27 protein-coding genes are annotated in these 22,217 nt (G+C 68.5%); 12 read left to right on the top strand and 15 right to left on the bottom strand.

Features of this window, described 5'->3' with window-relative positions:
- Positions 1-14: 14 nt before the first annotated feature.
- Positions 15-536, top strand: coding sequence for an Lrp/AsnC family transcriptional regulator (locus ACQPYS_RS04505; protein WP_063035876.1), 522 nt, complete (start codon positions 15-17; stop codon positions 534-536).
- Positions 537-582: 46 nt separating this feature from the next.
- Complete coding sequence (locus ACQPYS_RS04500; RefSeq protein ID WP_431941062.1) at positions 583-1,428, top strand: SDR family oxidoreductase; 846 nt, start codon at positions 583-585, stop codon at positions 1,426-1,428.
- A gap of 414 nt (positions 1,429-1,842) precedes the next feature.
- Here the strand turns inward: ACQPYS_RS04500 and ACQPYS_RS04495 are convergent, their stop codons facing one another.
- From ACQPYS_RS04495 to ACQPYS_RS04460, 8 genes are all read right to left on the bottom strand, one after another.
- Entirely contained in the window at positions 1,843-2,304 is a 462-nt protein-coding gene (locus ACQPYS_RS04495; protein WP_433492970.1) for an acyl-CoA thioesterase, read from the bottom strand.
- A 38-nt stretch (positions 2,305-2,342) separates the two neighbouring features.
- A complete protein-coding gene (locus ACQPYS_RS04490; protein ID WP_433491771.1) occupies positions 2,343-3,299 on the bottom strand; it encodes an RNA-guided endonuclease InsQ/TnpB family protein in 957 nt (318 codons plus the stop codon).
- 158 nt (positions 3,300-3,457) lie between these two features.
- A complete protein-coding gene (locus tag ACQPYS_RS04485) occupies positions 3,458-4,411 on the bottom strand; it encodes an AraC family transcriptional regulator (protein ID WP_063035821.1) in 954 nt (317 codons plus the stop codon).
- Positions 4,412-4,597: 186 nt separating this feature from the next.
- Positions 4,598-5,737 (bottom strand): DUF5925 domain-containing protein, encoded by a 1,140-nt coding sequence (locus ACQPYS_RS04480; protein WP_431941064.1) that lies wholly within the window; start codon positions 5,735-5,737, stop codon positions 4,598-4,600.
- A gap of 60 nt (positions 5,738-5,797) precedes the next feature.
- Positions 5,798-6,274: a nitroreductase family deazaflavin-dependent oxidoreductase gene (locus tag ACQPYS_RS04475; protein WP_433491770.1), complete on the bottom strand. Its 477-nt coding sequence runs from the start codon at positions 6,272-6,274 to the stop codon at positions 5,798-5,800.
- 74 nt (positions 6,275-6,348) lie between these two features.
- A complete protein-coding gene (locus ACQPYS_RS04470) occupies positions 6,349-7,767 on the bottom strand; it encodes an NAD(P)(+) transhydrogenase (Re/Si-specific) subunit beta (RefSeq protein WP_063035819.1) in 1,419 nt (472 codons plus the stop codon).
- 3 nt (positions 7,768-7,770) lie between these two features.
- Entirely contained in the window at positions 7,771-8,091 is a 321-nt protein-coding gene (locus tag ACQPYS_RS04465) for an NAD(P) transhydrogenase subunit alpha (RefSeq protein ID WP_030522455.1), read from the bottom strand.
- Positions 8,091-9,224 carry a Re/Si-specific NAD(P)(+) transhydrogenase subunit alpha gene (locus ACQPYS_RS04460; RefSeq protein ID WP_063035818.1) on the bottom strand — a complete coding sequence of 378 codons (1,134 nt, stop codon included), beginning with the start codon at positions 9,222-9,224 and terminating at the stop codon, positions 8,091-8,093. Before ACQPYS_RS04460 ends, ACQPYS_RS04465 begins: the two co-directional genes overlap by 1 nt.
- A gap of 279 nt (positions 9,225-9,503) precedes the next feature.
- On the opposite strand from ACQPYS_RS04460, the gene ACQPYS_RS04455 reads away from it, so the two are divergent.
- The 3 genes from ACQPYS_RS04455 to ACQPYS_RS04445 all read left to right on the top strand — a co-directional run bounded on the left by ACQPYS_RS04455 (position 9,504) and on the right by ACQPYS_RS04445 (position 11,584).
- Positions 9,504-9,959: an HIT family protein gene (locus ACQPYS_RS04455; RefSeq protein ID WP_433491769.1), complete on the top strand. Its 456-nt coding sequence runs from the start codon at positions 9,504-9,506 to the stop codon at positions 9,957-9,959.
- Between the two features lie 145 nt (positions 9,960-10,104).
- The gene (locus ACQPYS_RS04450; protein WP_433491768.1) at positions 10,105-10,941 is read left to right on the top strand and encodes a maleylpyruvate isomerase family mycothiol-dependent enzyme; all 837 of its coding nucleotides are present in this window, start codon (positions 10,105-10,107) and stop codon (positions 10,939-10,941) included.
- 1 nt (position 10,942) lies between these two features.
- Complete coding sequence (locus ACQPYS_RS04445) at positions 10,943-11,584, top strand: Type 1 glutamine amidotransferase-like domain-containing protein (protein WP_433491767.1); 642 nt, start codon at positions 10,943-10,945, stop codon at positions 11,582-11,584.
- On the opposite strand, the gene ACQPYS_RS04440 is transcribed toward ACQPYS_RS04445, so the two are convergent.
- Positions 11,526-12,038: a GtrA family protein gene (locus ACQPYS_RS04440; protein WP_433492969.1), complete on the bottom strand. Its 513-nt coding sequence runs from the start codon at positions 12,036-12,038 to the stop codon at positions 11,526-11,528. The two genes, ACQPYS_RS04445 and ACQPYS_RS04440, sit on opposite strands and share 59 nt — an antisense overlap.
- A gap of 205 nt (positions 12,039-12,243) precedes the next feature.
- Between ACQPYS_RS04440 and ACQPYS_RS04435 the strand changes: the two genes are divergently transcribed.
- The 3 genes from ACQPYS_RS04435 (at position 12,244) to ACQPYS_RS04425 (ending at position 15,014) form a co-directional block, all read left to right on the top strand.
- Positions 12,244-13,263 (top strand): NAD(P)/FAD-dependent oxidoreductase, encoded by a 1,020-nt coding sequence (locus ACQPYS_RS04435; protein WP_433491766.1) that lies wholly within the window; start codon positions 12,244-12,246, stop codon positions 13,261-13,263.
- Between the two features lie 63 nt (positions 13,264-13,326).
- Complete coding sequence (locus ACQPYS_RS04430; protein ID WP_431941069.1) at positions 13,327-14,685, top strand: FAD-binding oxidoreductase; 1,359 nt, start codon at positions 13,327-13,329, stop codon at positions 14,683-14,685.
- Positions 14,686-14,726: 41 nt separating this feature from the next.
- On the top strand, positions 14,727-15,014 hold the full coding sequence (locus ACQPYS_RS04425; RefSeq protein WP_063035813.1) for a GNAT family N-acetyltransferase: 288 nt from the start codon (positions 14,727-14,729) through the stop codon (positions 15,012-15,014).
- 52 nt (positions 15,015-15,066) lie between these two features.
- Here ACQPYS_RS04425 and cutA read toward each other — a convergent pair whose 3' ends face one another.
- Both cutA and ACQPYS_RS04415 read right to left on the bottom strand, forming a co-directional pair.
- Complete coding sequence (gene cutA, locus ACQPYS_RS04420; RefSeq protein WP_433491765.1) at positions 15,067-15,393, bottom strand: divalent-cation tolerance protein CutA; 327 nt, start codon at positions 15,391-15,393, stop codon at positions 15,067-15,069.
- 279 nt (positions 15,394-15,672) lie between these two features.
- Positions 15,673-16,326 carry a hypothetical protein gene (locus ACQPYS_RS04415; protein WP_433491764.1) on the bottom strand — a complete coding sequence of 218 codons (654 nt, stop codon included), beginning with the start codon at positions 16,324-16,326 and terminating at the stop codon, positions 15,673-15,675.
- Positions 16,327-16,437: 111 nt separating this feature from the next.
- Here ACQPYS_RS04415 and ACQPYS_RS04410 point away from each other — a divergent pair, with 111 nt between their 5' ends.
- The gene (locus ACQPYS_RS04410) at positions 16,438-16,872 is read left to right on the top strand and encodes a hypothetical protein (RefSeq protein ID WP_431941072.1); all 435 of its coding nucleotides are present in this window, start codon (positions 16,438-16,440) and stop codon (positions 16,870-16,872) included.
- A gap of 2 nt (positions 16,873-16,874) precedes the next feature.
- Here the strand turns inward: ACQPYS_RS04410 and ACQPYS_RS04405 are convergent, their stop codons facing one another.
- On the bottom strand, positions 16,875-17,306 hold the full coding sequence (locus tag ACQPYS_RS04405) for a VOC family protein (RefSeq protein ID WP_063035797.1): 432 nt from the start codon (positions 17,304-17,306) through the stop codon (positions 16,875-16,877).
- A gap of 90 nt (positions 17,307-17,396) precedes the next feature.
- Between ACQPYS_RS04405 and ACQPYS_RS04400 the strand changes: the two genes are divergently transcribed.
- The gene (locus ACQPYS_RS04400) at positions 17,397-17,996 is read left to right on the top strand and encodes a TetR/AcrR family transcriptional regulator (RefSeq protein ID WP_063035796.1); all 600 of its coding nucleotides are present in this window, start codon (positions 17,397-17,399) and stop codon (positions 17,994-17,996) included.
- A gap of 693 nt (positions 17,997-18,689) precedes the next feature.
- Here the strand turns inward: ACQPYS_RS04400 and ACQPYS_RS04395 are convergent.
- The gene (locus ACQPYS_RS04395) at positions 18,690-19,166 is read right to left on the bottom strand and encodes a winged helix-turn-helix transcriptional regulator (RefSeq protein WP_433491763.1); all 477 of its coding nucleotides are present in this window, start codon (positions 19,164-19,166) and stop codon (positions 18,690-18,692) included.
- A gap of 60 nt (positions 19,167-19,226) precedes the next feature.
- On the opposite strand from ACQPYS_RS04395, the gene ACQPYS_RS04390 reads away from it, so the two are divergent.
- Positions 19,227-20,456 carry an MFS transporter gene (locus ACQPYS_RS04390; protein ID WP_433491762.1) on the top strand — a complete coding sequence of 410 codons (1,230 nt, stop codon included), beginning with the start codon at positions 19,227-19,229 and terminating at the stop codon, positions 20,454-20,456.
- Positions 20,457-20,507: 51 nt separating this feature from the next.
- On the opposite strand, the gene ACQPYS_RS04385 is transcribed toward ACQPYS_RS04390, so the two are convergent.
- On the bottom strand, positions 20,508-20,942 hold the full coding sequence (locus ACQPYS_RS04385; RefSeq protein ID WP_063035793.1) for a winged helix-turn-helix transcriptional regulator: 435 nt from the start codon (positions 20,940-20,942) through the stop codon (positions 20,508-20,510).
- Between the two features lie 71 nt (positions 20,943-21,013).
- Between ACQPYS_RS04385 and ACQPYS_RS04380 the strand changes: the two genes are divergently transcribed.
- Positions 21,014-21,841 carry an SDR family NAD(P)-dependent oxidoreductase gene (locus ACQPYS_RS04380; RefSeq protein ID WP_433491761.1) on the top strand — a complete coding sequence of 276 codons (828 nt, stop codon included), beginning with the start codon at positions 21,014-21,016 and terminating at the stop codon, positions 21,839-21,841.
- Between the two features lie 89 nt (positions 21,842-21,930).
- Here the strand turns inward: ACQPYS_RS04380 and ACQPYS_RS04375 are convergent, their stop codons facing one another.
- The gene (locus ACQPYS_RS04375; RefSeq protein ID WP_433492968.1) at positions 21,931-22,188 is read right to left on the bottom strand and encodes a hypothetical protein; all 258 of its coding nucleotides are present in this window, start codon (positions 22,186-22,188) and stop codon (positions 21,931-21,933) included.
- Between the last annotated feature and the right edge of the window lie 29 nt (positions 22,189-22,217).

Here is a 22,217-nt window from a genome sequence, read left to right as displayed (position 1 = left end):
ACATACTGCGTTATATGACCAGTCCGGAGACAACCGATTCGGTGGTGGACGCCACCGATGCGCGCCTACTGCTCGAATTGATCGCCAACCCCCGGGCCACCGGGGTGGAACTGGCCGCCCGGCTCGGGCTGTCCCGCAATACCGTGCAGGCGCGCCTCACCCGCTGGGAAGCCACCGGCGTACTGGGTAGTTTCGAACGCCGGGTCGAATTGCGGGCGCTGGGCTACCGACTCTCGGCTTTCGTCGCGGTGGTCGTGGACCAGCACCGACTGGAAGCGGTGGTCGGCGAATTGGCCGAGATCCCGGAGGTGACCGAGGTGTGCGGGATGACCGGCCCCACCGACCTCACGGTCCGGGTGGTGGCCCGCGACGCCGACGACCTCTACCGCATCACCGGGCAGATCCTGAAGATTCCCGGGGTGGTTCGCACGAATATGGCCCTGGTGATGCAGGAATCGGTGGGACCACGTACCGCTCCGCTGCTGCGTCGGCTCGCCGAGCAGGCACGTCCCGCCGACGGGCGCCGATCCGAGTAAGCGACATATGGAGGCGCATGTCGCATGTAAGCGTTAGAGTGCCGGGATGGAGCTCTCAGGCACAGTAGCGGACACTTTCTCGGGCCGGACCGCCGTCGTCACCGGTGGCGGATCCGGTATCGGTGCGGCACTGGCACGACGGCTGGCCGACCACGGCGCGCGGGTCGTGGTGGCGGACCTCGATCCGGCCACCGCGGAGCAGGTGGCGGGTGTGATCGGCGATAACGCCGTCGCCGCCGGCGGGGACGCCGCCGACCCCGCGGTGATCCAGCGGCTGATCGATACCGCGGAATCCGCCTTCGGCCCGGTGGACCTGTACTTCGCCAATGCCGGGATCGGCGGGGGCGCCGGGTTGGACAGCACCGACGCGCAGTGGGCGGCCGCCCTGGAGATCAACACCATGGCTCATATCCGCGCCGCCCGCCTGCTCGTCCCCGGCTGGCTGGCACGCGGTACAGGCTATTTCGTGAGCACCGCGTCGGCGGCCGGGCTGCTCACCCAGCTGGGTTCCGCGCCGTATTCGGTGTCCAAGCACGCCGCGGTGGGTTTCGCGGAATGGCTGTCGATCACCTACGGGGACAGAGGGGTCGGGGTCAGCTGCGTATGCCCCATGGGCGTCGATACGGCGCTGCTGCGCGAGGGAATGATCCCACCGGACAACGAGGCGGCCGGACGGCTGGCCATCAACGCCGTGAAATCCGCGGGCGCGGTATTGACCCCCGAAGCGGTGGCCGACACCGTACTGGCCGGAGTGGCGGCGCGACAGTTCCTGATTCTGCCGCATCCGGAAGTGCTGACGATGTACCAGCACAAGGGATCGGACTACGACCGCTGGATCCGCGGGATGCGCCGCTTCCAGCACACGCTGGAGGACCTCGGCGCCCAGCAGTGACTCCCTCGGCGCGCCGGGCTCGGCAGTGACCGATCCGCTGCCGTAGACCTCCGCCGTGTCCGGCCGGCGAAGGCGCGGCGGAACCTGTCGATACCACTATCAGCGCTGGTGATCAGGCGTCGGCCGCGCCGAGCTGATCGTGGCCGCGGTGGCGGCGTGGATGGCCGCACTCCTACGACGAACTGGCTCTGCATCCCCGGGAGGAGCCGCTGGCCGACGGGGTGATGCGCCTCGCCCGGCAGGTGTTCCAGCCGCGGAGCGCAGTCCGCGTATGGCCGCGGCCTTCTTCCGTGCGCGCGCCACGGCGGGCGGGCGCCGGCGAAAGGCCGGGCAGACAAGGAAAGGTGACCGAATAGGCCCGAGGGCAATTCGCGGGCGTACCGATTTCCGGATGCTCCCGAGAGCCGTTCCCGGCTACTGCTCGGTGGTGTCGGTGACCAGGACCGCGGCGGCCTTGCGGATCACCTCGGGGATCTCGACCGGTTTGCGGGTTTCCTCGTCCACGTAGACGTGGACGAAGGTTCCGGTGGCGGCCAGCTCGAGATCATCGTCGGTCTCCCGGAAGATCGCGAGGTCGTAGGTGATGCTGGACCGGCCGAGACGGGCGATCCGCAGACCCACGCGCAGCAGGTCGGGGAAACTCAGCGAGGCGTGGAAACGGCAGGACGTCTCCGCCACGATCCCGATGGCGGGCAGTTCCCGGATATCGGTGCCCGTGGCGTCGATCAGCCAGGCGTTGACCGCGGTATCGAAATAGGCGTAGTAGGTCACGTTGTTCACGTGCCCGTAGTGGTCGTTGTCGGCCCAGCGGGTGGGCACCAGCCAGAGCACCGGATACCGCTGTTTGACGTCCTCCCGGCCTCGAACGACCGGGATTCCTCCTGAACCTCGCGGTTTTCCGGTGGGTTCCTGTTTCACAGGGACGTGCCTTCCGCTAGGCGGCAGGACTTACTGTCCCTCCGCAGGCGTTTAACCTCTCGGCCCGTCCGGCCGCGAGGATGTTGATCGCCGCGTTCACATCGCGGTCGTGAACGGCCCCACACGCGCACGTCCATACCCGAACGTGTAGAGGCTTTCTTCCCACCCATAGCCCCACACACCGAGCACATCCGGGTGGACGGGAAGAATCGATCCACCTTGCCGAAGGTACGCCCATTCCGGTGAGCTTTCTCCTCCAGCATGCGGGTGAACATGCCCCACCCCGCATCGTGCACCGATCTCGCCAACCGCGTACGAGCTTTCGCCCGGCTCTTCGAACCCTTCTCCTTCCGGGACAGGTCCTGCTGGGATTTCCTCAACCGCCGCTCCGCCTGCCGCAGAAACCGCGGCGAAGCGATCGTTTTCCCGTTCGACAGCACCGCGAACGTCGACAACACGAGATCGATACCTGCCTCGGCTTCGACAAGCGGCAACGGGGAGTCCTCGGTCTGAACGACGAACGACGCGAAATACCGGCCGGATGCGTCCTTGACGATCGTGAACGACGAAGGACCCGACGGCAGTTCCCGCGACCACCGCAGCGCGAGTTCGCCGACCTTGGCCACATACAGTCGCCGGTTCGAGCGCAGCGAGAACCCGTTGCGGGTGAACCTGATCGCCTGCCTGTTGTCCCTGCGTGACCGGAAGCGAGGCGGGGTGAGTTTCGCGCCCTTGCGTCTCCCGGTCACCGAGGCGAAGAAGTTCCGGTACGCGGTGTGCAGATCGCCGAGCGCTTGCACCGGCGCCACCGTGGAAACCTCGGCCAGCCACGCCCGTTCCGGGGTTTTCTTCGCCTCGGTGATCACCCGGGTCTGTAATGCGGAGTCTGTGATGTACGGCCGGTCGGCCACGTGTGCTCGCTGTCTGATACGCAGACCGTCGTTGTACACCACCCGCGCACACCCGGGCCAACGCAACCTGTCGACCGGGCGTCGGATAGACGCGGAAGTTTGTACCGAAGCTGCACCCACGCACACTATCCCGCATATCCGACAACTTCGATGCACTGACCCGGCCCTGAAGTACCGGGCCCGCGCGGGACGTTTCACGGTCAGCCGGGCGGGGGCACCACGGCGGCCGCGGCCCCCAGCCGGTGATCGCGCGGGCTCACCCCGAACTGCCGTTTGAACGCGGCACTCAACGCGAAGGCGCTGCCGTACCCCACCCGGCGGGCGACGGCCTCCACCGTATCGTCGGTGCCCTGCAGCAGGTCGGCGGCCAGATCCAACCGCCACTCGGTGAGGAAGGCCATCGGCGGTTCGCCGACCAGTTCGGTGAACCGCCTGGCCAGCGCCGCCCGCGAGGACCCCACCTCCCGGGCGAGATCGGCCACCGTCCAGCCGTGTGCGGGATTGTGCTGCAGCAGCCGCAATGCCTTACCGACCAGCGGGTCGCCGTAGGCGTGATACCAGGGTGGCGCCTCGTTCCCGGCGAACCAGGTGCGCAGAGTCGCGATGAGCAGCAGGTCCAGCAACCGGTCCAGCACCGCGCTCTGCGCGGGCTGATCCTTCACGGTCTCCTCCACCAGCAGGCTCAGTACCCGTTCGTCGGACCGCCCGCGCGGCACCACCAGGGTCTGTGGCAGGGCGCGCAGCAGGCGCCGGCTCACCGCGCCCGCCTGTTCGTAGGAGCCCGTGACCAGAACGGTTTCCCCGGCCGGGTCGTTACCCCACTGCCGCACCCCCAGGTTCATCGTCTCGCAGAGCACCTCACCGTCCACCGTGGTGGTGATCTGGCCCGGGTTGATCAGGATCTGCGGATCGGTGGCGGGGTCGTCGGCGACGGTATAGGGGCGGGGTCCCCGGAACACCGCCACATCCCCGGCGCTCATCCGGTGCCGACCGCCGTCCTCGGTGAGAACCCATGCGTGCCCGCGGATCACCGCGGCCAGCGTCAAAGGCGATTCGTCCTGGATACGCAGCGACCACGGTGGGCTCAGCAGTGAACGCAACAGGAACGCGCCCCGCGCCCGCGGACCCTCCAGCAGGGCAGCCAATGCATCCACGCCGCCAACGATAGCGGCGCCTCATATCCTGGGAATACCCCGCGACCACGGCGGATCCACGACGAGGGCTCCCGCGGCAGGCGGCCGAGCGGGCGCCGTGCCCGTGCGGCGCCACTGCGCGGGCGGACGTGCACGACGGGCGAGGGCGCTGGTAGGAATCTTCGGCCTTTCAGGCCGGAGAGGGCGTCAAAGGTACATACCCGCATCCGGCGCCACGTCGTGGACCGCGATCCTGCCCGTCCCGTCGCGCAGCGCGACCAGTTCGGCGAGCGTCGCTCCGGTCGCGGGAGCTTCGGCGCCCCGGTCCCCGAGCCAGCGCCGCGCCTCGCCGGCGGACAACCGGCCGATCTCCAGCTGCGCGAGGCACCGGCCGGGCCGGGTCACGGCGGGATGCAGCCGGGAGAGGTCCTCGTTCGTGCTGATCGCGACCAGCACATCGCGGCCCTGGCCCAGCATGCCGTCGGTGAGGTTCAGCAACCGCGACAGTCCCTGCCCCGAGGACGACTTCGCCTCGCTGTGGATCAGTTCGTCGCAGTCCTCCAGGATCAGCAGACGCCAGCGGTCGGCTTCCTCGTCCTCTCCTTCGGCGCCCATGGCTGCCCGCATCAGGTAGCCGGGTTTGGCGAACAGCATCTCCGGATCGAGCACGCAATCGGCCTGGCACCATTCCGACCAGGCCCGGGCCAGCGCCCGCAGCGCGGTCGTCTTGCCGGTCCCGGGCGGTCCGTGCAGCAGCAGTAGCCGGCCGCGGATATCGTCCGCGCGCAGGGCCATCAACCGGTCCAGCGCGGTGGCGACGGCGGTGCTGTAGTTGCCGCGGATCTCCGGCCACTCCGGCGTGGTGACGGCCAGCGCGCGCCGCTGCGCCCCGTGTTCACCCTGGTGCCAGAAGCCCATCTTGACCGCGGCCCGGTCGTTGCCGGCCGGTTCTTCGGCGTCCCGGACCGATTCCGCCACAATGCGTTCGGCGAGCTCGTCGCTGATCGCCGTGACCTCGACCTGCGCCGATTTATCCGACCAGCGATCGGCCCGCAGGGTCCAGCCCTCGCCGAGCACCAGGATCGACCGGGAATCGCTGTCGACCACCGACCGCGAGATCCGCGACCCCGGCGGCCGGAGCGCCGCCTCGGGCCGCACCCGCTCCAGCCGGCTCTTCCGGTAGTACGGCTGTGTCCCGCGGCCGAAGAAACTCAGGGTGAGCATGTCCAGCAGATCGCGAGGGGTCGAATAGGAATCGAGCACGGCATTCCACGCCAGCAGCTCGGCGGGGTCTGTGGCGGCGGTGTCGGGGCCGATCAGTCGCAAAGGTTCGTGGCTTTCCAGCATCGCCGACAATCATCGACTCGCGCCCGCGCAGCGTCCACCGGTTTTCCCGGCACCGACCGGCTACTCGGGTCGACGCCACGCCGCATACCAGGGCCGCAATGACAGTTCGACCAGCGGAACCGTTTCGATGCCGCGGCCGGTCGCCTCCTCGATGAGGCCGCTCAACTCCCGATATGCCCGCGGGTGCCGGACCCGATACCCCGCCAGCACCTCGGCTGCCCGCACCCGGTCCAGGACGCGCGCCTCGGCGGGCAGCCGGTAGTGGGTGCCGATACTCACCCGGCACCGCGGTTCGCTCAGCAGATTCCGGTACCACTGCGCGGTCTCACCGAAGCCCGACGCGACGATCACGGTGCCCGGGTCCGGGTGATCCACCGTCTCCAGCGCCACATAGCGCGCGGCACCGGATTTGCGGCCGATATGTTCCAGCAGCAGGAGCCGGCCACCGAACAGGAACCCGAGCCGGGCCCGGAACAACCAGATCGGCGATCGAACGAACCAACGGGATTGCAGCAGTTTCGCGCCAGGACTCGCCATCGGCCGACCGTACAACAGCAGCACGGCCCCGGGCGGTGGTGAACCCACCCGGGGCCGTGGCGATCACCGTGCGACTACAGGGCCTTCAGCTCCTCGGTGACCGCACCGACCGACTTCTTCGCGTCTCCGAAGAGCATCGAGGTGTGGTCGGAGTAGAACAACGGATTGTCGATACCGGCGAAACCGCTGTTCATCGAACGCTTCAGCACGATCACCGATTTGGCCTGGTCGACATTGAGGACCGGCATACCGTAGATCGGGCTGGCCGAATCCTCGCGGGCGGCCGGGTTGGTGACATCATTGGCGCCGATGACCAGCGCGACATCGGTGCGGCCGAATTCGCCGTTGATATCGTCCATTTCCTTCATGGCGTCGTAGGACACCTCGGCCTCGGCCAGCAGCACGTTCATATGCCCGGGCATCCGTCCCGCGACCGGATGGATGGCGTATTTGACCTCGACACCCTTGGCTTCGAGCAGTCCCGCCATCTCCTTGACCGCGTGCTGGGCCTGGGCGACGGCCATACCGTAGCCGGGTACCACGATCACCTGGTTGGCGTAGGCCATCTGGATCGCCGCGTCGGCCGCCGAGGTGGCCTTGGCCTGCTTCTGTTCGCCGCCACCGGAACCGGCGACGGCGCCGCCGCCACCGAAACCGCCCGCCACGATGGCCGGGATGGACCGGTTCATCGCCTTGGCCATCAGATTGGTCAGGATGGTGCCGGACGCGCCGACGATCATGCCGGCCACGATCATGGCGGTGTTGTTCAGTGCCAGACCGGCGGCCGCCGCGGACAGGCCGGTGAGCGCGTTGAGCAGCGAGATCACCACGGGCATATCGGCGCCGCCGATCGGCAGCACCACCATCAGGCCCAGCACCCCGGCGGCCAGCAGCAAGCCGACCATCCACCACTGCGAGACGCCGCCGTCGGAGGCGCCGAGCCCGATGACGACCGCCGCCGCGGTAGCTGCCACCAGCAGCAGCAGATTCACCACCTGCTGCAGTTTGCCGAGACCGATCGGGCGTCCGGGCAGGATCTCCTGCAGTTTGCCGAACGCGATCAGCGAACCCCAGAACGACACCGAACCGATGATCGCGGCGAACAGCGAGCCGACGATGATGTGCACCGTCGGTTCCTCACCGTGATGGAAGACCGAGAAACCGGTGGTATCGATGAATTCGGCCCATGCGATGAGGGCGACCGTGCCGCCGCCGACACCGTTGAACGCCGCCACCAGCTGAGGCATCGCGGTCATCTTGGTGTAGCGGGCGGGCGGCACGCCCAGCACCACGCCGACGATAAGGCCGGCGACGATCAGGATCCAGTTACCGGTGTCCCGGACGGCGATCAGGGTGGCGATCACCGCGATCGCCATACCGGCCGCTGCGATCCAGTTGCCCCGGACCGCGGTCTTGGGACCGGTCAGCCCCATCAGGCCGTAGATGAACAGAGCGAAGGACAGGATGTAGAGAATATCGACCAGATTGTCCATGGGTCACTTACCTGCCTTCTCGGCACCCGCGGCGGGCTTCTTGCCTTTGAACATGCCCAGCATCCGGTCGGTGACCACGAAACCGCCGATCACATTGAGCGTTCCGAACACCACGGCCACGAACAGGATGACCTGGACACCGAGGGACGGATCCTCCATCCGCCCGAGGGTGACCAGCGCGCCCAGCACCACGATGCCGTGGATGGCGTTGGTACCCGACATCAGTGGCGTGTGCAGGGTGTTGGGGACCTTGGAGATCACCGCGAAACCCACGAAACCGGACAGCACCAGAATCGCGATATTCGCCAGCAGTTCGGTGTACATCATTCGGCCTTCGTTGTCGGTTCGGCGTCACGGGTGACGCAGGAATCGGCCAATACCTGATCGGAGAAATCGGGTTTCAGTTCGCCTTCGGCGAGCATCAGTTCCAGCAGCGCGGCAATGTTCTTCGAGTACAGCTCGCTGGCGTGCTCGGGCATCGTGGCGGGCAGGTTCAGCGGCGAGCAGATCGTCACGTCGTGCTTGACCACGGTCTCGCCGGGTTCGGTGAGTTCGCAGTTGCCGCCGGTCTCCCCGGCGAGGTCCACGATGACGCTGCCCGGTTTCATCCCGGCCACCGCGCCCGCGGTCACCAGCCGCGGCGCCGGACGCCCGGGTACCAGCGCGGTGGTGATCACCACGTCGAAACCTTTGATGGCGTCCTCGAGCGCCTGCTGCTGTTTGGCCTTCTCCTCATCGGTGAGTTCGCGGGCGTAGCCGCCCTCACCGGCGGCGTCGATACCGAGATCGAGCCACTGGGCGCCGACCGACCGCACCTGATCGGCGACCTCGGGGCGTACGTCGTAGCCGGTGGTGCGGCCGCCCAGGCGTTTCGCGGTGGCCAGCGCCTGCAGCCCGGCCACGCCGACGCCGAGCACCAGCACGGTCGCCGGTTTCACGGTGCCGGCGGCGGTGGTGAGCATCGGGAAGAAGCGGGTCGATTCCGACGCCGCCAGCAGGACCGCCTTGTACCCGGCGACATTGGCCTGCGAGGAGAGCGCGTCCATCACCTGGGCGCGCGAGATCCGCGGGATGGCCTCCACCGCGAAGGCCCGCACGCCGGCCTTCTTCAACGCGTCGATCTGGTTGTCGGCGTTGCGCGGGGCGAGGAATCCGATGAGCGTCTGCCCCGTGGACAGTTTGCCCACTTCGGCATCGCTGGGCGGGGCCACCTTGACGACCACATCGGCCGACCAGGGGTCGCCGATCTTCGCGCCGGCTTCCTCGTAGGCGGTATCGGGAATGAGCGCGCCCGCTCCGGCTCCGGCCTCGACCACGACCTCCACACCCTGTTTCACCAGCGTGGGAATGATCTTCGGAACCAAGGCGACCCGCCGCTCGCCCGCGGCGGATTCGCGAACGACACCGACACGCGCCCCGCGCGGCGACGAATCGCTCACGGCCTGCGTTGTCTCCACTTGTCTGCTTCCCTCTCCTGATGTTTCGGCCGCCGATCAACGGCGCCGGGCGGAGGTGCCCTGGGACACCACCGCCCGAAATCCTGGCAACCGTACATCGGCCGAAGTGAGATTAGCTGAGATGCCCGTCACATTCCGAGTCGACAGCCGGACGTCTTCGCATCGGTAAAGCCTGATGACGGGATATATCCGCCAAAGCAGGCTCAGGAGTTTGAAAAGTTTGCCAAGTCGATGCCGGCTCCGGGACGCGCCGAGCCCTTACGCCGTAGAGTGCGCTATGTGAGCGACTGCGTTTTCTGCGGGATCGTGGCCGGCACCGCACCGGCCCATCGGGTGTACGAGGACGATACGGTGACCGCGTTCCTGGATATCCGGCCGATCACCCGCGGGCACACGCTGGTGATCCCGAAGCGGCATGCCACCGATCTGTCCGAACTGGATGCCGAGGCCGGGGTGGATCTGTTCCGGGTCGGCCATCGCCTCGCCCGGGCGGTACAGGGTCCCGGATTCGCCGCCGACGGTGCGAATCTGCTGATCAACGATGGCAAGGCCGCATTCCAGACGGTCGCGCACGTCCACCTGCATGTAATCCCCCGCAGTCACGGCGACAAATTACGGTTCGCGACCGGACTGGTGCTGCGCCGCTCACACGAGCCCGCACGGGTCGCCGCCGCGCTCCGCGCGGACCTGGCCGCCCTGGACACGTGGCCCGGCGCCGACGGGGAACCGGCCTGATCTCCGGCCCCAGTACGAATCCCGCTCAGCCACGGACGACCCTGCCGATGATGCGATACCTTGGCCGCCGCCACCGCGGATCCCGGGTACCCGCCTTCGCTACGACTTCCGCGGATCGCGGATACCGGCTTCCAAGGAGGACCGAATGACCGATACCCTCGACCGTCCCGAACTCACCGCGCGGTTGTCCGACCAGTTCGACGCCCTCGCCGAACTGGTCGCCGACCTCGACGAGCAGCAGTGGCGGACACCCTCGCCGCTTCCGGGGTGGACCGTGTTCGATGTGCTGAGCCATGTGATCGGCACCGAGTCGCTGCTGCTCGGGGACAGGCCACCGGCCCGTGATCCGCAGGCGCCGGAGATCGATGTGAAGACGCTGCCGCACGTGCGCAACGAGATCGGCGCCCTCAACGAGATCTGGGTGCAGCGGCTACGACCACGCGCGGGCACCGAACTGCTCGATTTGTACCGCGCCGTGATCGACCGCCGCCGGGCCGCGCTCGCCGCCATGGACGATGCGGCGTGGTCGGCACCGTCACCGTCGCCTATCGGCGAGGTGCCCTACGCGCGGTTCATGCGGGTGCGGTTGTTCGACTGCTGGATGCACGAACTCGATATCGCCGACGCACTGGGGAAGCGGGTCGACGAGGGCGGCCCACGGGCCGAGCTCGCCTTCGCCGAGTTCGCGCAGTCACTGCCCCGGGTGGTCGCGAAACGCGGTAAGGCGCCGGCGGGTTCACTGATCACCCTGGCACTCACCGGTCCGCTCACGCGGACCCTGCACATCGAGGTCGGTGACCGGGCACGCTATGTGGACACACCCGCCACCGAGCCCACCGTGACGCTGGAACTGGACTCGGGCCTACTGGTACGGCTGGGCGGTGGCCGGGTGGCTGCCGACTCGGTACTGGACCAAATCACCTTCCACAGGGACGCGGAGCTGGGCCGGCAGGTGGTCCGGAACCTGGCGTTCACCATCTGAGATGCGATTGTTCCTGGCGAGCTACCGATTCGGCGCTCATTACGACGTATTCGCTTCACTGGTCGGCGCCCCGGGCCCGATCGCGGTGATCGCCAATGCCTTCGACTCGTGGCCGCGGGGCCGTGCCGCTGCGTTGACCAGCGAACTGACCCCGTTGCGCGCACTCGGGTTCCGGCCCGAGGAGGTGGATCTGCGCGACTACGCCGGGCGCCCCGAGGAATTGCGCCGGCGGCTGGCGCGGTTCCCCGTCCTCTGGGTCCGCGGGGGCAATACCTTCGTCCTGCGGGCCCAGTTCGCGCGGAGCGGTGCGGACCTGGTGATCCCGGAATTACTGGCGTCGGATTCGGTGGTCTACGCGGGTTACAGCGCGGGCGCCTGTGTCCTGAGCCCGGACCTGCACGGTCTGGAGACCGCCGACGACCCCGCCGAGGTACGGCCGGCCTGCGGTATCGAACCGATCTGGGCGGGTCTCGGGGTGGTCGATCGGCCGATCGTGCCGCATCTGGACTCACCCACCGACCCCGAGCGGACGGGTAACGCCCTCGCCGACCGCCTCCGGGCGGCGGGCACCCCGCACTGGGCGCTCACCGATGCCGATGTCGTGGTCCGCGACGGCGACGAAACCCGGGTCCACACGGGCTGATCGGCGATCGGCGGCGCCGGAAGACCACCCAGCGCATGGCCGAGTACATGTACACCGCCTCGCACACCCCGGCCAGCATGCGCGAGAGGTGGTACTGCACGCCGAACGCGGCCAGTCCGGCACCGACGCCGAGAATGAAGGCCAGGTAGTTGATCAGCACGACGACGGTGTAGACCGCCGCCTGCCGCCCCGCCGGCGCGTGCGAGCGGAAATTCAACCGCCGGTTGAGATAGAACGCCAGCGCGAACGCGCAGACGTAGCCGACCGAGACCGACAACCATCCCGGTAAGCCGAGTCCGCTGCGCATCCCGGTGAGGATCAGCAGGTCGACCCCGAAGGTGAAGCTGTTGATCAGCGCGAAACCGAGGAAGGTGGGGGCGACGACGCGGTCCAGGCCCCATGGCAGGCGCGCGACCACCCCGGCGCACCAGCGGGCGAACCGGATCTCCCACATATCAGCGTTCGTCGCCAGATCCTGCACGCCGCCAGCCTCGCAGGACCAGGTGTCCGGCAGGTGAGCGCGCGGCAAACCCACAGCTCGGGCGCTATTTTCCGGAGGAATGCCGCGATCCGGCCGGCGCGGCCAATTGCGATTACAGCAAAATTGTTTGCCAGTTGATTCGAAGGTACGGATAGTCGGCGCGGAGGAGGTGGTCACGGTGACCGATGATTTGGACAACGACTACGACGTGGTGGTGGCCGGTGGCGGGGCGGCCGGCCTGAACGGAGCGCTCATGCTGGCCCGGTCGCGGCGCAGTGTGGTGGTGATCGATGCGGGGCACCCGCGCAACGCCCCCGCCGACGGCGTACACGGACTGCTGGCGCGCGACGGTACGCCGCCGGCGGAACTACTCGAGACCGGCCGCGCGGAGGTCCGCCGCTACGGCGGCCGGGTGGTGTCCGGGGAGATCACCGGCGCGGCCCGCGACGGTGACCGCTTCACGATCACGCTCGCCGACGGCCGCGCGGTCCGGGCGCGGCGGCTGCTGGTGACCACGGGATTGACCGACGAACTGCCCGAGATCCCCGGCCTGCGCGAACGATGGGGCCGCGATGTGGTGCACTGCCCGTACTGCCACGGCTACGAGGTACGCGATCGGGCGATCGCCGTGCTGAGCCGCGGGCCGGTCTCCGCGCACCAGGTCCAGCTGTTCCGCCAGCTCAGCGACGATATCGTCTACTTCACCCATGACCAGCCCGAACCCGCTCCGGAAGTCGCCGAACGGCTCGCCGCGCGCGGGGTCCGCGTGGTGCCCGGCGAGGTGGCCGGAATCGAGATCGCCGACGACCGGATCACCGGCATCCGGCTCGCCGACGGCACCGTCGTCGCCCGGGATGTCGTCGCCGTGGGTACGCGAATGGTCGCCCACTCCGGATTCCTGGACGGCCTGGGCCTGGCGGCCACGGAGCATCCGGCCGGATTCGGCCGGTACATCCCGTGCGACGCCACCGGCCGCACCGAGGTGCCGGGGGTCTGGGCCGCCGGGAATGTGACCGATCTGTCCGCACAGGTCGGTGCGGCCGCCGCGGCCGGCGCGACGGCCGGTGCGCAGATCAATGCCGATCTCGTGGAGGAGGAATTCGATACCGCGGTCGCCGCCGCGCGCGACGGGTTCCCGGCGACCGCGGCGGCCGAGCTCGCGCACTCGGTGAACGGTGCCCGCGACCACGGCCTGTGACAACCGGGGTCCGGTCTGCGCGGACGGGGCCCCAGCCGGGCCGCGAGCGGTTAGCGTTGGGGCGTGGACCTGCGTGAATTGATCGACCTCCTGCCCGCCGGCGCGGTGCTCACCGATCCCGATGTGCTCGCCGGCTACCGGCAGGACTGGGCGAAGGACCCGGCGGCGGGGACACCGCTGGCCGTGGTCCGCGCCACCGGCACCACCGATGTGTGCGCGACGCTGCGCTGGGCCGACGAGCACCGGATCCCGGTGGTCCCGCGCGGCGCCGGCTCCGGCCTGTCCGGCGGGGCGACCGCGGTGGACGGCGGAATCGTGCTGAGCACCGAGCGGATGCGCGGTATCGCCATCGACCCGGTCACCCGAACCGCGGTCGTCGGCCCCGGGTTGCTCAATGCCGAGGTCAAACGGGCGGCCGCCGAACACGGACTCTGGTATCCCCCCGACCCCTCGTCGTTCGAGATGTGCTCGATCGGTGGTAACGCCGCCACCAACGCGGGTGGCCTGTGCTGCGTCAAATACGGCGTGACCACTGACTATGTCCTGGGTATGGAGGTCGTGCTGGCCGACGGCACCGCGGTGCGGCTGGGCGGCCCGCGGCTGAAGGATTCGGCCGGGCTGTCGCTGACCAAGATGTTCGTCGGCAGCGAGGGCACCCTCGGCGTCATCACCGAACTCACCTTGCGGCTCCTGCCCGCGCAACCGGTGCAGAGCACCGTGGTCGCGTCCTTCGCCACACTCGGCGCGGCCACCGAGGCGATCCTCGCCGTCACCGGCGCGCTGCGCCCGGCCATGCTGGAGTTCATGGATTCCGTCGCCATCAACGCGGTGGAGGACGAACTGCGAATGGGCCTGGACCGCGACGCCGCCGCCCTGCTGGTGGCCCGGTCCGACGCGCCCGGAGACCACGCCGCGCAGGAGGCCCGGATCATGCTCGAGGCCTGCCGGGCCGCCGGGGCCACCGAGGCGTTCCATACCGCCGACCCGGAGGAGGGCGAAGCCTTCACCGCGGCCCGCCGCTACGCGATCCCCGCGGTCGAACGGCTCGGCCCGCTACTGCTCGAGGATGTCGGGGTGCCGCTACCCCGGCTCGGCGACCTGGTCACCGGTATCGCCGAGATCGCCCGGCACAACGACGTCACGGTGTCGGTGATCGCGCACGCCGGGGACGGCAACACCCATCCGCTGATCGTGCACGATCCGTCCGATCCGGACGAGACCGAACGCGCGCACCGCGCCTTCGGCGAGATCATGGCACTGGCCATCACCCTCGGCGGCACCATCACCGGCGAACACGGTGTGGGCCGCCTCAAGAAGGCGTGGCTCCCGGATCAGCTGGGCCCCGAGGTGATGGACCTGACCAGGCGAATCAAAACGGCCCTCGACCCGCACGGCATTCTCAACCCCGGCGCTGTCCTCTGAACACCGGAACAAACTGCACCGGGCCCGCCGTTCCACCGAAGGTGAGTACCGAACTGCGACACAATGCCGACGACACCCGCTTCGAGATCTACCTGGACGGAACGCTCGCGGGCTATGCCGACTACGCGGAGACGGAGTCGCCGAAGGTCCGCAACTTCCACCACACCATCACCTTCCCCGAGTTCCGGGGCCGGGGTGTGGCCGCACAGGTGGTGAAGTACGCGCTGGACGAGACCCGCGACGCGGGCTTCGCGGTCGCGGCCACTTGCTGGTACGTCGACGACTACATCGGTGCCCATCCGGAGTACGCCGACCTGGTCCATCGCTGAGCCCGCGCACCCGATATCGCGCCCGGCGGGCCGGGCGCGGTGACGCCGGTGCTCAGCTCCCGGTCTCGTCCAGGATCCACTGACCGTAGGCGGGGTTCACCCCTGCCACCGGTACCGCGACGACCTGGGGAACCTCGTCGGGGTGCTCGGAGTTGGCGCGTTCGACGATCTCGGGCAGCAGCGAGGCCCGGGTGTGCAGTACGACCACGGCCTCGGAGGCATCCTCCACCGCGCCCTCCCACCGGTAGATCGATCGCACATCGGGGAAGATGTTCCCGCACGCCGCCAACCGATCCGTGACGAGCCGATGGGTGAACTCCGCCAGCCATTCTTCGTCGGGTCCACTGATGGTCACGTCCACAAGATCGGTATCGCTCACGACGTACATGATCCTCGACTTCCTCCCCACGCCTGAAGGCGGGGGACTCCAACCTCACGGTTGGGTTTTCCTGTTTCACCGACCGTTGCCTCCTCGCATCGGCCGCGAGGCGGTCGCACACCATCTCCGCAGGCAGATGGTCACGGCGCCGATCTGCGATACGGGCGTGGACCCGCGCGACCTTCAAACGTGCGGCGAGATGTTCACCGGGGTCGTCGAAGCTCCCGCCCCGTTTCCCGTGGAGATCGATCTCGGCCGGATCCGAGCCGCCGCGGGGGATCACAGGCCGAATGCACGTCCTACCCGGTCCGCCGCGTCGTGCTCGGTCATGGATCCGTCGACCTCGAGCACGGGCAACCCGAGCCCGGCCGTTTCGGCACGCAGCCTGTCGGTGAAAATCTTGTCGCGCCCCAGCACGTTCTGCCGCGCGCGGGCGGGGGCGCTGGTCCGGCGTGGGATCTCCCAGCCGCGGCCGGCGAAGACTTTGCGGCGGAACAGCGGTGACGGCAGCAGCCAGATCGCCCGAGCCGGGTCGGCGAGCAGCGGCACCACCAGGTTCGGCAGCAGGCGGAACCCTTCGGCCACGGTGCGTTCGGAGATGGCCAGCAGGTCGTCGACGATCGCACCGAAACGCTCGCCCCGGAACCAGTGAAATGTCTCGAACATCGTCTCCGGAGTCCGGTGCACCCAGCGCTCGTCCATGCTCATGGCCAGGAACTCCGCCAGGTACGGCGCGTCGGCGGGCGTGCCGCGCTCCGCGTGCTCGGACATGGCGTCATCGGTCGAGTACACCCGCAGGCCGTACCGTGCGGCGAGCGCGGCCGCGACGGCCGACTTCCCGGCGCCACTTCCCCCGCCGATCCAATAGACGTGCCGCAGTCGCGACCGGAGTTCGGCCGGGTCGTCGGACCGCCTATGCGCACCGGATGTCATCCATCCCATTGTGCGCCCATCCGGCAGTACCGGCGGGCCGAACCACACCGCATGCCACAGTCAGCTTGTTCTGCCTGCGATTGCCGGGTCGAGCCCTGGATCCACCTCGGGATGCTCGCCACCTCGACCACCGCGGGCCGGTACCGCTGCCCGGAAACGCTGCATTGCCTGCACGGGACGACCGTGCTGGACGGCAGAGTGGCCGAACACTGGCGCAATGTCCCCGGTGAATGCCCCTGGGTGGGGATGAAGGCCACCGAGTACGCCGAGTGTCCACTCGGCCACCGGCCGTGGATCACTTCGCGTCAACTGCGCGGCGCCGTCCATCGCGACAGCGGCGGTGCGATCACCGTCATCGGCTGCCCCGGGCTGTGCCCCGTCCGCAATGTCACCGTCGTGGACGGCGTCGTCAGCGAACATCTGCGCGACAGTCGCACCGTGTGCCCGTGGTCCGGTACGAGGATAGTGTCCAGGGACTTCCCCCCACCCCTACTCTTCCGGAGGACCGGGTCCGCCGAGCCACGCCCGGTCGCCGACGGGGATTAGCGTCATACCACCGTGGATCCGGCGGTGAATTGTGCGGCGAATTCGCCGCTGGGCGGTATCTCGGTGATGACATCGATCAGCACCCCACTCGGATCCGCGACGATGAAATGCCGCTGCCCGAAATCCTCGGAGCGGATATCGAGTTCGGCCCGCAACCCGCCTCGCACGACCAGCCGTTCCCATTCGGCGTCGACATCGTCGACCTCGAAGTTCAACAGCAGGCCCTGGACCGGTTTGCGGTACCCCGCGGGGACAGTCGGGTGCGTATGGTCCAGCAGCGCCAGCTCGTAGTACCGCTCGCCCTCGGTCCGCCGCAGGCTGACGTACCAGTCCGCCGCGAAGGTGATCTCGAATCCGAACCAGTGGGTGTAGAAATCGCGCGCCTGCGCGATCCGAGTGGTGCCGATGACCGGGTAGAAGCTGCCGAGTGTCATACCTGCCTCTTTCGCGCCGAAGTTCACATACCGATGGTATGCGAACTAGGCTAGGTCGCATACCATCGGTATGTCAATGGAAGGTTCGCAATGGCCGGATCGCTGCGCGCCCAGCAGCGGGCACAGACCCGCGCAACCCTGCTACACCAGAGCAGGAAGCTATTCGCCACCAAAGGTTATGCCGCCGTGGGTCTTTCGGAGATCGTCACCGCGGCAGGCGTCACCAAGGGTGCGCTCTACCACAATTTCGACAGCAAACTCACACTGTTCCGCGCGGTCCTGGAGGATGTGCAATCCGAGGTCGGCGACCGCGTCGCCGCCGCCGCGGATACCGAATCGGACCCGTGGACCCAGCTCGTCACCGGCTGCGAAACCTTCCTGACCAGCTGCACCACCCCCGAGATCCAGCGCATCATGCTGATCGACGGTCCCGCGGTCCTGGGCTGGCAGGAATGGCGCGCCATGGACGAATCCGCCGCCGGCCGCCACCTCGAAGAAGCGCTCACCGCACTCGTCGCCGCGGGCGTACTCCCACCCCAGCCCATACCGCCGCTCACCCACCTCCTGTCCGGCGCCATGAACGAAGCCGCCCTCTGGCTGGCCACCTCTCCCGGCCCCGATGCCCTGTCCGACACCCTGACCTCGCTGCGCCGGATCCTCGAAGCCCTCCGCACCGCACCGGCCCCCTGAACATGGAGCAGCACTTTCCACAACCGAATTCGCAGTAGCGGCCCAGGCCGGGTTGGAGATGCCGATATCGGTTCGCTTCCACACCTCCGAGGGGATACGCGATGCCCGATACGTCGCAGGCGTCCGCGATTCGGGCATCGGTCGATCAGCTGCTCGCCGCGGCCGACCCGTTCGACCCGGCCACGGTCGCCACCGTCTTCGCGACCGAGTTACGCGAGATCCTGTGTCCGAACACCTTTCGTGCGGGAATTCACCGGCCCCCCGGGCACCAGCCCGTTCGAAAGCGTCCCCTGCGGATACCGCGGCCCTACTCACCGGCTTCGCTGCACCTGACAGCACCGACCATCCGGGCAGGCGAGTCGTGCACCAGAACGAACTACGCGAATATCGGTTGCCGACATTGAATTTTCTTGTCCCGGCGAGCGCTTGTTGCAGTGCCCGCACAGCGGCGCTGACATTCGGCCCACTCCATCCACCGACCCCCACCCGGTCACGATATGCGCAGTGCGGCTCCCGCGCGGGGCAATCCGAGCGGGCCCGAAGTGCGGCCGGACAGCCTGCGAAGTCCTTCCCCGACCCCCGCGACCGCGATCGCGCCGGCGGGCGCCCGGCGCCGATCCATCCTGCTCGCCACCACGACTTCCGGGCCCGTGCCCGAAGCGGTCAACACACACCGCGCGTCCCAGCGGCCCCTCAGGTCACCGGGCGCCGCACCCGCGAAGTGTCCACACCGATCTCGTCGCCGGCCCGGGTGCGCGGTCCCAGTTCGGCGAGTTCGTTTCCCGCGAGGTCGGTCAGCGTCGACCGGGCCTCACCGGCGGTGAACGCATTGCGCTCACCCCACTGCCGCAATGCCACGATGGTCGTGAACAGATCTTTGCCCGCGTCGGTCAGCTCGTAGCTGTGCCGCTTCCCGCCGGGAACTGTACTGGTGGCCAGGATGCCGTTGTCGACCAGCCTGCGGAGCCGGTCCGCCAGAATATTGCGGGAGATCCCGAGCCGCTGCCGGAAGTCGGTGAACGACGCCGTGCCATCCATGGCGTCTCGAACGATGAGCAGAATCCATCGATCGCCGACGAGGTCTACCGTCCGGGCCACCGGGCAGGTGGGATCGGTCCATTCGCGGTCGGCGCCGAGGTCCATCGATTCACCCCATCTCGTCGGTTGCATTTCGAAACCATCTTGCCATATCTTCGAATGGTTGCATATTGCTACCAATTGGAGGCGGGTATGGATTCCGCGAAGCCACAGCGACTGCTCCCGGCCGCGGTGTGCGCCGTGGCGGTGGCCACGATCTACGCCATCCAGCCGGTTCTCGAAAAGGCCGGTGCCGAGCTGGGACTGGCGCCGGAATCGCTGGGCCGGCTGGTCGCGGCCGGGCAGATCGGGTATTTCGCGGGCCTGGTTCTGCTGGTACCGCTCGGCGACATACTGGACCGGCGACGGCTCATCATCGGCCAGCTGCTGCTCACCGGTGCCGGAGCCGCGACCGCGGCGGCCGCACCGAATGCGGTCGTCGCCACGGCAGGCCTGGCGGTCGCGGGTCTGTTCGCGGTCGTCGTACAGATCACCGTCGTCTATGTCGCGGCGGTCTCCGCACCGGACGAGCGGGGACGCAATATCGGCACGGTCACATCGGGAGTGGTGATCGGCATCCTCGGGATCCGGGTCCTGGCCGGACTACTGGGCGACACCGTCGGCTGGCGCCCCGTCTACCTCCTGCTCGCCGTGGCCTGCGCCGTGCTCGCGGTGACGGTCCGGATGAGACTCCGGCCGGACCCCAGTACATCCAGCGGCCGATGCTCGCGGGCACCGAGAGCCAGGAGAGAGCCGAGTGCGAACGGCCGGTTACTTCTGAGCCGGGGCGTCATCACGTTCTTCGTCTTCGCCTCGTTCGGCACCCTGTGGAGCGGCCTGGCGCTACCGCTGGGTGCGCAACCCTGGACCTTCGGCACCACCGAGATCGGGCTCTTCGGCCTGGCCGGGGTCGCCGGAGCCGTCGGAGCCGGCCGGGCCGGCCGCTGGGCCGATTCCGGTCACGCACAGACGATCAGCGGCTGGTCGCTGCTCCTGCTGGCCGCGTCCTGGCTCCTGATCGCGCGGGCCGAATCGACCCTGTGGCCACTCGTCCTCGGTATCGTCACGCTCGACTTCGCCGTGCAGGCCGTACATGTCAGCAGCCAGCATCTGCTGACCACCGCACATCCGGCCCGCGCCGGCAGGGTCATCGGCGCCTACATGGCGTTCTACTCTCTCGGCTCGGCCCTGGGCGCCATCACGACGACCTGGGCCTACACGACATGGGGATGGCAGGCTTCCTGCCTGACCGGTGCGCTCTACGCGCTCGGGGGGTTCACCACCTGGGGAATCACCCGGTCGGCGACAACCGCCCGCCCGGCCGGAGCCGATCCGGCTACGCCCTCCGCGGACTCGCGCGGTGTTCCCGGTCCACTGCCATGAGCCGGTCGAGTGCGTCGCGGGCGGCCGGCCGCGAGCCGGACCGGCCTTCGATCACCCTTCGCCGGACATCCCGGCCGTACCCCCTCCGGTACGGTCCGCGCGCGCGGCGGTGATCTCGCCGGCATGGTCCACTGCCCAATCGGCCAGCGCCGAAAGCGGGACCAGCAACGTTTCCCCCAGCGGGGTGAGCCCGTACTCGACGGCCGGTGGGACCGTCGGGTACACCACGCGATCGATGAGCCCGTCGTCCTCGAGCGCGCGCAGGGTCCGGGTCAGCATGCGCTGACTGATGCCCTCGATCGAGCGGTGCAGTTCGTTGTAGCGATAGCGGCGTTCGGCCAGCAACGCGATCACCAACAGGACCCATTTGTCGCCGATCCGACTCATCAGCCCCGACACCGGGCACGCCGCGTACTCCGCCACCGGCACCGGCGTGGGGAGTGCGGCGGCGGCGATGGAGGGCACATCCGTGTGCGCACCGGACATAATTGTGCCTTCTTTCGCTTCCGGTGGCCGCTGCCGAGGATGAGTACAGCAGTCGGATCCACGGAGGTGTGATGTCCAGAACCATTCTTATCAGCGGCGGCACGGACGGCATGGGTCGCGCGATCGCCCTCGAACGTCTCACCCGCGGCGACCGGGTCGTGGCGATCGGCAGCAACCCGGCCAAGGGCGAACAGCTCACGGCCGCGGCCGGAGCGGACGCGGACCAGCTTCGCTTCGTCCGCGCCGACCTGAGTTCGGTGACGGAGGTGGAACGGGTGGTCGGCGAGATTCGCGCCGCCTATGACCGCGTGGACGCGCTGCTGCTCTTCGCGAACCGCACGACACCGAAACGCGTCCAGACCGCCGAGGGTTTCGAGCACACCTTCGCGCTGTACTACCTCAGCCGATATCTGCTGTCGCACCGGCTGGTTCCACTACTGGAACGCGCCGCCCGTCCGGTGATCGTCAGTATCGCCGGGGTCGGTGTGCAGAAGGGCGCGATCCACTGGGACGATCCCGACCTCACCCGCGGCTACAGCGTGGTCGGCGCCCAGCTACAGGCCGGGCGGGCCAACGACCTGCTCGGTGTCTCGTTCGCCGAAGAGCACGGCGACAAGATCAAAGTCGTTCTCTACCATCCCGGTTTCACCAGAAGCGGCGATCTCTCCCCGCTCGGTTTCCTCACCAGAACCGCGATCCGTTCCCTGGCCGCGGTCGCCGCACGCCCCGTACGCGAATCGGTGCGCCCACTCCACGATTTCATCGACAACCCGCCCGCGGAACCACTCACCGCAGTCGACCGCGGCCGCACCCTGGACCTCTCACTCCCCTCACTCGATCCCGGCAATGCCCGCCGCCTCGCCCGGCTCACCACTGATCTCCTGGCCGCGCGAACCTGAACCGGCACCGAGATCCGGGCCTGGCGACTGGCGGCCGAGACGCGTCGGAGGCGGCGTTACCCGGGTGGCCGGGCAGGTGCTCACCGAGCTCACCCAGCGGTCCCGCTACCTTCGCGCCGCCGAGCCCTACCAGGGTTGATGTGGAACCGCCCCTCCTTGTACACCGCCGTGTCCGGCGCATTGTCGTCCAGGTCGCCGGAGTCCGCTGGATCCGGCAGTTCCGCCCTCTCCTCGAGGACGATCCGCGCCCGCGCCGCGCCGGGATCGAACATCTCCTGGAACGGCCCGGCGAACGACCCCCCGTGGCCACGGTGCTCGGCTCGAATAGCCGCCCACCCGAACAGCACCAACGGGCCGATGGTGACGATCAGCAGGA

Origin of the sequence: Nocardia grenadensis (assembly GCF_050942415.1) — a bacterium.
In the GTDB taxonomy this organism is placed as follows: Bacteria; Actinomycetota; Actinomycetes; order Mycobacteriales; family Mycobacteriaceae; genus Nocardia; species Nocardia grenadensis.
This window is presented reverse-complemented; position numbering and strand designations above follow the sequence as displayed.

Bases quoted from the DNA above. Each gene is read 5' to 3' on its own strand.
- ACQPYS_RS04380 (WP_433491761.1), top strand. From the start codon at position 21,014: ATGTCCAGAACCATTCTTATCAGCGGCGGCACGGACGGCATGGGTCGC.
- ACQPYS_RS04395 (WP_433491763.1), bottom strand. From the start codon at position 19,166: ATGCAACCGACGAGATGGGGTGAATCGATGGACCTCGGCGCCGACCGC.
- ACQPYS_RS04480 (WP_431941064.1), bottom strand. From the start codon at position 5,737: ATGCTGGAAAGCCACGAACCTTTGCGACTGATCGGCCCCGACACCGCC.
- ACQPYS_RS04415 (WP_433491764.1), bottom strand. From the start codon at position 16,326: ATGACATCCGGTGCGCATAGGCGGTCCGACGACCCGGCCGAACTCCGG.
- ACQPYS_RS04505 (WP_063035876.1), top strand. From the start codon at position 15: ATGACCAGTCCGGAGACAACCGATTCGGTGGTGGACGCCACCGATGCG.
- ACQPYS_RS04410 (WP_431941072.1), top strand. From the start codon at position 16,438: ATGCTCGCCACCTCGACCACCGCGGGCCGGTACCGCTGCCCGGAAACG.
- ACQPYS_RS04475 (WP_433491770.1), bottom strand. From the start codon at position 6,274: ATGGCGAGTCCTGGCGCGAAACTGCTGCAATCCCGTTGGTTCGTTCGA.
- ACQPYS_RS04400 (WP_063035796.1), top strand. From the start codon at position 17,397: ATGGCCGGATCGCTGCGCGCCCAGCAGCGGGCACAGACCCGCGCAACC.
- ACQPYS_RS04405 (WP_063035797.1), bottom strand. From the start codon at position 17,306: ATGACACTCGGCAGCTTCTACCCGGTCATCGGCACCACTCGGATCGCG.
- ACQPYS_RS04440 (WP_433492969.1), bottom strand. From the start codon at position 12,038: ATGTGGGAGATCCGGTTCGCCCGCTGGTGCGCCGGGGTGGTCGCGCGC.
- ACQPYS_RS04465 (WP_030522455.1), bottom strand. From the start codon at position 8,091: ATGTACACCGAACTGCTGGCGAATATCGCGATTCTGGTGCTGTCCGGT.
- ACQPYS_RS04385 (WP_063035793.1), bottom strand. From the start codon at position 20,942: ATGTCCGGTGCGCACACGGATGTGCCCTCCATCGCCGCCGCCGCACTC.
- ACQPYS_RS04445 (WP_433491767.1), top strand. From the start codon at position 10,943: ATGCGATTGTTCCTGGCGAGCTACCGATTCGGCGCTCATTACGACGTA.
- ACQPYS_RS04450 (WP_433491768.1), top strand. From the start codon at position 10,105: ATGACCGATACCCTCGACCGTCCCGAACTCACCGCGCGGTTGTCCGAC.
- ACQPYS_RS04500 (WP_431941062.1), top strand. From the start codon at position 583: ATGGAGCTCTCAGGCACAGTAGCGGACACTTTCTCGGGCCGGACCGCC.
- ACQPYS_RS04470 (WP_063035819.1), bottom strand. From the start codon at position 7,767: ATGGACAATCTGGTCGATATTCTCTACATCCTGTCCTTCGCTCTGTTC.
- ACQPYS_RS04390 (WP_433491762.1), top strand. From the start codon at position 19,227: ATGGATTCCGCGAAGCCACAGCGACTGCTCCCGGCCGCGGTGTGCGCC.